The sequence below is a fragment of the Phycisphaerae bacterium genome (assembly GCA_035384605.1).
Classification (GTDB): Bacteria; Planctomycetota; Phycisphaerae; order UBA1845; family PWPN01; genus JAUCQB01.
Genome location: DAOOIV010000064.1, coordinates 20,835 through 31,181 on the forward strand (window position 1 = coordinate 20,835; position 10,347 = coordinate 31,181).

Sequence of the window (10,347 nt, forward strand, 5' to 3'; positions counted from 1 at the left end):
GGTTGTTCATGCGCCCCCGGATGACTCGGGTCGTCCGGGGGCGTTTGGGGGACCCGGCACCGCGCGCAACAACGCGTCAGAACGGAACATCGCACACAGGTTGAGCCCGCTTCAATGGACGTCGCAGCGCGCGTCGCCGGCCGTGCCGGTCGGTCACGCCGGCGAGCTCTCGCTTGCGATCGGGGCCCCGCATTCAGGGCAGATGCCGGACACGTTGCCTGTCAGGTTGTATCCACAGTATCGGCAGTGAGGTGCCACCCCTGTCAGGGCGGCTTTGATTTCATACATGTACTTGCGGTTCACCGGATAACGTACGATCCAGACCAAAGCCAGGAGAGTGATCAGCGAGCCGGCAGCAAAAGCGACGAACATCATTCTCCGGGCCACTTCCACCGGCTGGTGCTCGGCATTCGAGTCATAGCCGATCGCATCGAGGCAAAGACCGCACAGAAGCTGGCCAAAGGAGATCGACATCTTCAACACGAAGCTCAGCATTGCCGAATAGCTGCCGTCCTTCAGGACTCCGGTATAGTACCTGTTGATTTCGGACACGTCGGCCATCATGGAATTGGCGATGGTGTTGGCCGAGGTGGCGCCCAAGTGGTAGCACACATGAAAAACCAGGAACACAAGCGTTGCCACGGAAGTGGCCTGGCCTGCAACGGTGAACGGAGTGCTGCCCGGACGCACGAGACCGGTGCCAAACAGCAGCACGAGGACGATGTTTCCGCAACACGCCCCGGCCAGAAGGACAAAGATGGCCGGTTTTTTGTCCAGCCGTCGAACGAGTGGAGCCGCCAGGATGGCGCCGATGGCGGCGGCAATCATCGTGCTGCCGTGCACCAGCGTTTTCTCGACCCCCGTGAACTTCATGAAGTCGACATAGATGAACATCTGCAACGAGGTAACCAGTACAACGGCGATAAACAGCACGGCGATGAAGACGAACACCATTCTGGGCAGCGGATCAAGCAGGACGGCAGTCAGATTGCGCAGGATATCGCCAAGCCTATTGCTGCGGACCTCAGGGTTGTTGCGAGAGTCGACGGCGTACTTGCGCGTCGCAAACACCGTATATAGCAGGAAAAACAGGGCGATCGCGGAAAAGGCGAAGCCCATATGTTTGAAGTTGTCGGGAATCGTGACGCCGCTGCCGATCTCCCCGTCGCGGTCGCGGAGGAACACGGCCCAACCCAGTATCGCGGGGCCGGTCAGATTGACCGCCATGTTCACGGCGCCTCGCACGCTCTGGAGCGTGGTCCGCTGGTTATAGTCGGTGCAGATCTCGAAGCCCAACGCGACGAAGGGCACGGCAAACACCGTGCTTGCGGTTCGCAGCAACACGTTCATGACGACGAGATACCAAAACAGGAGCTGCGGCGTTCGGAAGGTCATGGGCACCGCCCAGATGCCGTAGAAACACAGCACCATCGCGAAACCGCCGATCAGCATGTAAGGATGCCGCCGGCCGAATCGCGAGCGCGTATTGTCGGTAATGTGCCCCATCAGCGGGTCGGTGATCGCGTCCCACAAGGTGGTAATCGCCATGGCAACGCCCGCGTTGGTACCGCTCATTCCCATCGCCTTGGTGTAGTACAGCATCGCGAAGCTGTAGAACGTGTTCATGACCAGGGAGTTTGCCCCGTCGCCCATCGCGTAGGCGAGGATATCTCGCAGTGGGGTCTTCCGGACGGATACTGCGGTATCAGCCATTGTCTTTTGCTCCCGGCCGGCAGCACGCGGCGCGGCAATCTCTACGCTTGGGGACGGCTTGATCTTCGCGTGCGCGCTCCGCGCTCCGCCGGAATCCTAACGGACCAGCCGGGCAAATGAAATGCCGGGACAAGGGCACCCCTGGTTACGGCGCCTTGGTGGTCCGGGAGGGCTTGGCCTCGACGGGTTTATCGGCGGGCTCCGTTAACGGGAAGGTCTTGGTGAACTGATTGAGGATCGAATCGGCCGAATCGAGGGCCTTGCGGCATTTCTCAGCGTCGTGGGCCCGGGCGGCGGTCCTGACATCGTGAACCGCATCCATCAGCTTGCCGGCCAGATTGCGGTATTGTTCCGGGTTGTGCGACACCGGCGCATAGCCAAGCAATGCTCGAACATCGGCCATCCAGTCCTGGGCCTCGTCCTCCAGGTCTTCCCAGTCGCGCTTGGTGAACTCCTCGCTTACCCGGATGTGCTGGCGGTTCACACGTTCCAGGGTGGCGGCGTACGGCGTGTAACGAAGTCTCGGGGCCGGCGCGGGTTCAGGCTCCTTGGATGAAGATTCGTGACGCTTGTAGGCGTTCACTGGATCCATGACGTCGACGGAAACATCTGGCGTTTTCACGGAGACACACCCCACCGCGAGAGCCAGAATACCGACCAATGGCAACATGATGGAACGAGACATTGCGGGACTCCTGGTACGTGTTGAAACACTCTGTCTATTCTACCGGTGGAGTCGGCGTCCGGCACCTACTACTACTTCGGAATCCAAGCGGGGTTGGGCCCAGCAAATCGAAGCCGAGACATGCCGGAGGACCGTCACCGGGGTCGCACTGGAATTCAAGCATAGCTCTCCAAAGGTCAGGGCATACCGGTTCGGCCTGACTGCCGGTATAGTGCCCACTATGGCAGACACGGGTGAACAGCCAACGGTTTGGACGATAGGCCGGCTCTTGGACTGGACCGCCAAGTGGTTTCGGGAAAAGCAGGTTGAAGGGGGTCGCTTGGCCGCCGAGTTGCTGCTTGCCCGGGCACTCAACTGCCGCAAGATCGACCTCTATACGCGATACGACAGCGAGCCAAGCGAGGATCAGCGACGGGCTTTTCGCGAACTGGTCCGCCAAGCAGGCGATCATACGCCGATCGCCTACCTGCTCGGCTCCCGGGAGTTCTTCTCGTTGGAGTTTCAGGTCGGTCCGGCGGTGCTCATCCCGCGGCCCGAGACCGAGGCCCTCGCCCAGCGGATGATCGATCTGTGCCGCTCGACCCGTGAGCGGCGGTGGCGGATCCTTGACCTGGGCACGGGTAGCGGGTGTGTGGCGGTGGCGGTCGCCAAGTACGCGCCGAATGCCGTGCTGGTGGCCAGCGATATCTCCGAGGAGGCCTTGGCCGTGGCCCGGGCCAACATCGAGCATCATGGCCTGAGCGATCGGATCCGGACGGTTGTTGCCGATGGATTCGCCTTGCCGGCCGAGTGCATCCCCGAAGGTGGTTTCGATGCCGTGGTGTCCAATCCTCCGTATATCAGCGAGGCCGTCTACGCGAACCTGCCGCCGAACATCCGCGACCATGAGCCGAGAGTCGCCCTTGTGCCCCCATGCTCTGACGGCTTGGAGATGTATCGGCGGTTCGCCTCGGAAGCGCCGGCGGTGCTGGGTCCCGGCGGCAGGCTGCTGGCCGAAATCGGGCATGACCAGTTGGCGGCTGTGCAGGAGATCTTCCAGGCCGCCGCCCGGTGGACCTTCATCGGCACACATCGCGACAAGACCGATCCGCATGAACGGGTGGTGGAGTTGCAGTTGCGGTAGGCTAAGGACCGCTGGACCGGCCGGGGATCAGAAACTGCCTTCTTGTTTCGCTATGCCGGTGGTTAGAATATCGGGAGAGATTTGCTATGGGCCTGAGAACCCATGCCAACGATCACGTACGGTAACGTCTCTTGGGAAAGGATGATCCGAGCCGTGGAGAAAGTGCGCGAACGATTGCTGCGGGCTGCGGGCGCCCTCGACAGGAAAGGGGTGCCCTATGCCGTGGCAGACGGCAACGCGGTGGCCGCCTGGGTCTCACGAGTGGATGAAGCCGCCGTTCGCAACACGCAGGATGTCGATATCGTGGTTCGCAGGGCAGACCTGCCGGCCGCTACGGCGGCTCTGGCCCAGGCCGGATTCGTCTACCGCCGCGTTGGCGGCGTCGATCTGTTCCTGGATGGCGAGAATGCCAGAGCGAGGGACGCCGTCCACCTGGTGTTCGCCGGGGAGAAAGTACGGCCCGAATACCCATTGCCCGCCCCTGACGTGACCGAGTCGGAGCAGGCCGCAGACTTCCGCATGCTCACGCTCGACGCACTCGTGCGAATGAAACTCACCTCCTTCCGCGACAAAGACCGGACTCACCTGCGGGATTTGATCGAGGTGGGACTGCTGGACCGCGATTGGCTGGATCGCCTGCCGCCGGCACTGGCTCCTCGTTTGAGGCAGTTGCTCGACACCCCAGAGGGATAGAGGGCATCTGGCTGGGCGTCGTCGCCGCCTTGATATTCATCACAGCTCTGCTTGTGCCCACGTTGAGTTGAGACCAAACGTCGGGTTCATGCGACACACCTCTATTTCCCATCTCATGTTCGCCGGTGGCTGAGGAACCACTGGTAGAGTTCGGGGTTGGAGTACGTTTGCGTCCATGCATCGTGCCCGGCCTCCGGGTAAACCGTAAGCCGGGCATCGCCCCCGGCGGCCTGAATCGCCCGAATCATTCGCTCCGATTCTTCCAGCGGGATCACGTCATCCCTGGCCCCGTGAAAGGCCCATACCGGAACGTCCCTGAGCTGGTCCGCGAGGAACCAGTATCCCCCACCACAGACCGGAGCGATGGCCGCAAAGCGTTCCGGAAACTCGGTGGCCAGGTTCCAGGTCCCGAAACCGCCCATGCTCAGCCCCGTCAGGTACACGCGATCTGGATCGATCTGGTTCGTCGCCAGCAGGTGGTCGAGGAACTCGATGAGCATGTGGTTATTCCACCACTTGCCGGGCGGGCACTGGGGGGCGGCGATGACGAACGGTAGATCCATGCCCTGCTCCAGAACCTTGAGCGGTCCGTGGCGCTTCACCATGGCCAGGTCTTCGCCTCGTTCGCCGGCCCCGTGAAGAAACAGCAATAGCGGCCAGCGATCCTGGGGCGACTGCTGACACGGCCGGGCCAGTAGATATCGCCACCGAATGGGGCGGGTCGGAAGCTGCTCGAATTCCCTGGCCTCGATCACGCCGGAGGCCTCCTGGCAGTTGCAACCGTCCAGATACGCGCGGCGGCCTTCCACAGGTCCGATACTCCGCGGATTGGTCGCGACCTGCGCAGTATACGCGGACCACAGGCGAGCGGACAGCTCGATCTGATGAAACACTGGGACCTTGCCTGCCAGGGGTCTTGCATCCTGTGCGGCAACGACGTACCTTGAAGAGAGACCATCTCGTCCGTTGTCTGACGTCCGGGACACGACCGGGCGAATGTCCAGAAGAGGTGCAACCATGCTGACCAGACCGATGTCAGAACTGCCGGGCCTCTCAAGGATTATCGAGAAACAGATGCGGAACTGGGAGCTTGGGCGGATGCAACGTCCGGAGGTGTTTGTCACCCAGCGTCAGGAATTTGCCCCCTTCGTCACCATCGCCAACATATGCGGCGCCGGCGGCAGAGAGGTTGCTCAGGCGCTGTCCGAGCGGCTTGGCTGGCCGGTATTCGACCGCGAGATTCTCACCCTCATGGCTCGCGACGACGATGTTCGTGAATCTCTCTACCGTTCGATGGACGAGCGCGACCTGAACTGGTTCGAAAACGTGTTTCGGACGCTGGTCCAGCAGGAATTCCGCAAGAACGACTACTTTCATCGTCTGACGCAGGTGGTCTTGTGGCTGGCGCGGCAGGGTCCGGCCATCTACATCGGTCGGTCGGTCGACCTGATTCTGCCTCAGGACAAGGGCTTGCGGGTCAAGATCGTGGCCCCGATGGAACGGTGCATCGACAACTTCGTCCGGTTCAGCAACGTCAGTCGCGAACAGGCTCGGCGGGAGATCGAACGCATCGAGCGGGAACGACGGGAATTCGTTGAAAACCACTTCCACATCGACCCGCAGACCGCGACGCGGTTTGATCTGCAAATCCGCGTGGACCGGTTCACCACGTCGCAGGTGGTGGACCTGATCGTCTGCGCGATGAAGGCGCGAGGCGTTGCTCACTGAGATAACCGGCTCACTTAAGGCGAACCGGCTTTTTGCGAGCCGGAACCGAAGCACACTACGTTCCAGAAACACGCGCCCAATCTGCACACACGTCTGGCCGTAAGGTTCTAACCCCGACGCTTCTTCTTGGGGGGGAGCTCCGTGGGAGGAATGAAGGGGACGGCCAAAGGCGAACGTTCAGGCATTCTTTTAAGAGCGTAATACAGGCCGACGCCGAGCAGAAACAGCAGGACGCTGACGAACTGGGAGATGGTCAGGCCGGCGGTATCGTGCGGATTGTCAATGCGGATCATCTCTTCCATGATCCGGGCGGCAGGATAGAGCATCAGGAGAACGGCAAAAACGACGCCGTGGCGTTTGCGGCGATAGAAGATCTCATTCAGCAAAACGGCCAGGAGCAGCCCATTGATGGAGGCATAAAGCTGCACGGGGTGGAGAGGCGTCGTCCTGCCGTACTGTCGGGCCAAGTCGGCGAATTCCGATGCCGTCAGGTGATATCTTTTCAACTGGGTTTGCAGACTTGCCACGTTGTTGTCCGCTCGTTGTTTTTCCTTCGCCCGCGTTTCTTTTTTCTTGCGCAGCCTGGTCAGGGTCTGCTCATCGGCTCCCGCAGTCTGGGCCTCGTTAAGAGCCGACTCGGCCTGTTCAAGCCTAACGCGCGGCCCCTCCAACTCCTCAGGGGTCAAATTGAGCAGATCACGGTTGAGTGGTGAGGGAATACCGGCGGAATTGATGGTGATCAGTTCGGCGGGCAATGTCACTTGGCGTTCCTCCCACTGCCTGTACAGTGCCGGACTGGCATATGGGAACCTCACCGCCCACGGCAGGTGCTCGGGGCAGGGGCCGCCCCAACAGCACCCGTTCAGGAAACACCCGATCCTGGCCATGGCCATGCCGAACATCAAAGACGGCGTCACAATGTCGAGGTACAGACGGATGGATACTCTGCGGATCTTCATGTAGACGAGAAGAGCAATCAGGGCTCCGACGAAGCCGCCATAGAACTCGAGGCCGCCGGCGGTGATGTCCACGACGGCCCACAAACCCCGACCCGCGAAGTGCTCGTCCCAGTAGTGAATCACATAGAACAGTCGCGACCCGACCACGCTGGCCACCAAAGCGATGAATCCGAGGTTGACCACCATATCGGGGTCGCACTTGACCCTTGCCGCCCGCCTTGCCGCCCACCAGGTACCGCCAAGGAACCCGACCATGAGCATGAAACCATAGCTGCGAATCGGCACCATGATGATGGGGATCTTGAAGAGCGTAGGCCACATATTCAGGGGTTCTCGCTGTTGATTTCATGGCGGCCAGTGGCGTGCAGCGCCGCTTGGCCGTCGGATCAAGGCATCTTAACGGTCCGCTCAGCCAGCGTCCACAACGACATTGTCGATCAACCGCGTCCCGCCGATCCGCACGGCCAGAGCCAACAGGCATCTCCCGCGCGCGGCGGTCAGCGGAGTCAACTCTTCTGCGTCGACAATCTCTATGTAATCAATGCTGCACGGGCCGGCGGACTCGATGTATTGCCGCATGCCGGCGACGAGAGCGGCCACATCCTTCTGTCCCGCCAGAATCTCCTGGCGGGCCCGGAAAAGGGCTGCCGAGAGGCTCAAAGCCTGTCGACGCTCAGCAGGGCTGAGATAGGCGTTTCGGCTCGACATCGCCAGACCGTCGGGCTCTCGAACAGTCGGGCACACGACCATCTCAATAGGCCAGAGAAGGTCTTTGACCATCCGCCGCAGAACAATGGCCTGCTGGGCGTCCTTCTGTCCAAAATACGCCACGTCGGGCTGGACGATATTGAATAACTTGGCCACGACGGTGGTCACGCCATCGAAATGCCCAGGGCGATGCGCACCACATAGGCCCTCGGTTAGACGCTTAACCGTCACCATGGTTGCGGAACCGGCCGGATAGACCTCTGATACCTGCGGGCAGAAGACGGCGTCGACGCCAGCGGCCCGGCAGGCGACCAAGTCCGCGTCGAGCATACGAGGATACTTGTCATAGTCCTCTCCGGGGCCAAACTGGGTCGGATTCACGAAGATCGAGACCATTACCAGATCGCAATCGTTACGGGCAGCCCGCACCAAGGACAGATGGCCCTCGTGGAGAGCCCCCATCGTTGGCACAAAGCCGATCCGCCTGCCGGCCTTGCGATGGGGAGCAAGGTATTCGCGGACCTGCGAGACTGTCTCTAACTCTTTCATTGACAAGCACCTAAAGCCTTTTCACCGATCGGTGTCGCATCCACCCGCTTCAGCCCGATATTATGGACTTACGGGCGTTGACAGGGTAGTACCAAGCCCGATAGACTCGTTCACCCGCGTTAATTCTCCCGCATCCAACCGTTTTCGAGCAACGGTGTCTATATCTATGACGCAACCAGACCGGCCGCTCTTCACGGACGACACCGGGACGCGTGATGCTGCGTGGGTGCGGGCGGCGCTGTCTGGGGACCCTGACGCTTTCGGACGGCTGGTGTCTGCGTACCAACGGGTGGCGGTCTCGACCGCGTATCGGTTGCTGGGCAACAGTGAAGATGCGGCTGAGACGGCCCAGGAGGCTTTTTTACGAGCCTATCGCGCACTAGATCGATTGAAAGATCCGGCCCGCTTTGGGCCGTGGCTGCTGCGTGCGGTGACCAACCTGGCCCTGAACGCGCGTCGATCGCGGCGGCGGACCACGGTGGCGCTGGACGAGGAACGGGGTACCGAGGATGCGGCGGACACCCGCGGCGCGTCGGCGGTTACCTCGATGACGCCCGATCGCGAGGCCGAGGGTCACGAGTTGCAACAGGCGCTCGATGCCGCCTTGGAAGCGTTGCCCGAAAAGCAGCGCATGGCCCTGATCCTGTTTACCATCGAGGGCTGGGCGCAAAAGGATATCGCCGAATTGTTGGAATGCAGCGTGGAAACGGTGAAATGGAACGTATTCCAGGCGCGTAAGAAGTTGCGGGACCGACTGGGGGACATGATTGCCGACTGAGGAGCATGATAATGCCGCAGATCAGCGAACATGATGAATTCCTGCTGAGTCGGCTGTTGGACAATGATCTGTCTCCGGCGGAAGCGGAGACTCTGCGCCGGCGGATTCAGGACGAGCCGGAGCTGGGTCGGGCCCTGGCGGCTATGACTCGCCTGGACAGCCTGCTGAAGCGGCGCCGTGCCGATGTGCCTCGAGTCAACTGGACAACGTTTCACGCCGACGTAACCCGGGAGGTGGCAAGGATCGGCCCGTACAAAGCCCGGCCGCAGATCATCCGGCTTTCCCGCTGGCTGGCCGTCGGGCTGCCTCTAGCGGCCGCCGCATCCGTTGCTCTGGTGGTGATTCTGCATAGGCCGCCGACCAAGCCCGCGCCGGGTACCGAGAACGGCGGTGCGCCGGCATTCGGAAATCTGTCGGTGGTGGTTCACCGGCCGGAACCGCCCGCTCCGGCAGCTCAGGGGAAAATCGAGGTCAACTTCACCCGTTCGCAGCGCCTGGCCGAAGCGATTTGGCTGGAAGACGCCATCCAAGACGAGAAGCCCTGGTGGCTGGCCGGTGGTCCTGCGGCCTTGCCTGAAGTCGGTCCACTGAATACAGATTACGACATTGCAGCCGATTTGCCCCCTATGTAACGGCTACGGCTGCTACTTACCCACTGGCCGAGGTTAAACCCGTTTTGCTGACAGGAAGACACGATGCCGCCAAAGACACATTTCCACTGCCTCATTGCGCATACCTTCTCGCCCCTCCTGCTTCTTGTTTCAGGTCTTCCGGTTCTGGAAGCCGCCGCGCCGGTCAACGGCCCGACCATGAGGGTTATTGTCGCCGGGACCGTCTCGCAGCCCACCAGCCAGCCGGCCGACGATGAGGCGGCCATCCGGGTCATTCAAGCATTGGATCGGCCGGTAGACCTGAACGTGGCCGATGCGCCGATCTTGGAGGTCCTGCAGTCTCTGGCTCAATCCGCCGAAGTCTCGATCGAGATGGAAACGGGGACCCTGGATCTACTCCCTTACGGTTCCAAGACGTTGATGTCGGCGACGATCGAGCATCGCTCGCTGAAGGAATCGCTAGCCGAGATGCTTCGCCCGCTGGGGCTGGTCTTTGAGGCGGAGGCTGACAGGATCTTGATATCGCCGACCCAACCGCTTCGGCGGATTGCCCGCCGGGCAACGTGGGAGGAACTGGCCACGCTGGACAAGCTTTACTCAACACCCTGGAGCAGTGAGCTTTTCGACTTGCTGCAGTTTCAGTTCCAGGATGCTCGAGCGGGCTACGCGGATGCAAATCGCGAACGGTTGGCCGAGGCAACCGACACGGTGGGGCCGGGGCTGGCGGCCGAGGTGCTCGAACTGGCCTGCGACACTCGCGGCTGGGCTTGGGCGCCATCCGGGGAAATAATCACCATTAT

At 61.4% G+C, this 10,347-nt stretch carries 11 protein-coding genes; 6 read left to right on the plus strand and 5 right to left on the minus strand.

Features of this window, described 5'->3' with window-relative positions; genetic code table 11:
- Positions 1 to 153: 153 nt before the first annotated feature.
- Both PLL20_14080 and PLL20_14085 read right to left on the minus strand, forming a co-directional pair.
- A complete protein-coding gene (locus PLL20_14080) occupies positions 154 to 1,713 on the minus strand; it encodes an MFS transporter (protein HPD31119.1) in 1,560 nt (519 codons plus the stop codon).
- Between the two features lie 145 nt (positions 1,714 to 1,858).
- Complete coding sequence (locus PLL20_14085; GenBank protein ID HPD31120.1) at positions 1,859 to 2,398, minus strand: hypothetical protein; 540 nt, start codon at positions 2,396 to 2,398, stop codon at positions 1,859 to 1,861.
- 220 nt (positions 2,399 to 2,618) lie between these two features.
- Between PLL20_14085 and prmC the strand changes: the two genes are divergently transcribed.
- The gene (prmC, locus tag PLL20_14090) at positions 2,619 to 3,521 is read left to right on the plus strand and encodes a peptide chain release factor N(5)-glutamine methyltransferase (protein ID HPD31121.1); all 903 of its coding nucleotides are present in this window, start codon (positions 2,619 to 2,621) and stop codon (positions 3,519 to 3,521) included.
- Between the two features lie 102 nt (positions 3,522 to 3,623).
- A complete protein-coding gene (locus PLL20_14095) occupies positions 3,624 to 4,214 on the plus strand; it encodes a hypothetical protein (GenBank protein HPD31122.1) in 591 nt (196 codons plus the stop codon).
- A 113-nt stretch (positions 4,215 to 4,327) separates the two neighbouring features.
- On the opposite strand, the gene PLL20_14100 is transcribed toward PLL20_14095, so the two are convergent.
- The gene (locus PLL20_14100) at positions 4,328 to 5,107 is read right to left on the minus strand and encodes a prolyl oligopeptidase family serine peptidase (protein ID HPD31123.1); all 780 of its coding nucleotides are present in this window, start codon (positions 5,105 to 5,107) and stop codon (positions 4,328 to 4,330) included.
- A gap of 124 nt (positions 5,108 to 5,231) precedes the next feature.
- Here PLL20_14100 and PLL20_14105 point away from each other — a divergent pair, with 124 nt between their 5' ends.
- Positions 5,232 to 5,942, plus strand: coding sequence for a cytidylate kinase-like family protein (locus PLL20_14105; GenBank protein ID HPD31124.1), 711 nt, complete (start codon positions 5,232 to 5,234; stop codon positions 5,940 to 5,942).
- Between the two features lie 107 nt (positions 5,943 to 6,049).
- Here PLL20_14105 and PLL20_14110 read toward each other — a convergent pair whose 3' ends face one another.
- Both PLL20_14110 and panC read right to left on the minus strand, forming a co-directional pair.
- Positions 6,050 to 7,222, minus strand: coding sequence for a prolipoprotein diacylglyceryl transferase (locus tag PLL20_14110; GenBank protein ID HPD31125.1), 1,173 nt, complete (start codon positions 7,220 to 7,222; stop codon positions 6,050 to 6,052).
- An 87-nt stretch (positions 7,223 to 7,309) separates the two neighbouring features.
- Positions 7,310 to 8,158 carry a pantoate--beta-alanine ligase gene (gene panC, locus PLL20_14115; protein HPD31126.1) on the minus strand — a complete coding sequence of 283 codons (849 nt, stop codon included), beginning with the start codon at positions 8,156 to 8,158 and terminating at the stop codon, positions 7,310 to 7,312.
- Between the two features lie 166 nt (positions 8,159 to 8,324).
- On the opposite strand from panC, the gene PLL20_14120 reads away from it, so the two are divergent.
- The 3 genes from PLL20_14120 to PLL20_14130 form a co-directional block, all read left to right on the plus strand.
- Positions 8,325 to 8,936, plus strand: coding sequence for a sigma-70 family RNA polymerase sigma factor (locus PLL20_14120; GenBank protein ID HPD31127.1), 612 nt, complete (start codon positions 8,325 to 8,327; stop codon positions 8,934 to 8,936).
- Between the two features lie 11 nt (positions 8,937 to 8,947).
- Entirely contained in the window at positions 8,948 to 9,568 is a 621-nt protein-coding gene (locus PLL20_14125) for a hypothetical protein (GenBank protein ID HPD31128.1), read from the plus strand.
- 63 nt (positions 9,569 to 9,631) lie between these two features.
- Positions 9,632 to 10,347 (plus strand): hypothetical protein (locus PLL20_14130; protein HPD31129.1); only part of this gene is annotated, 716 nt, incomplete at its 3' end.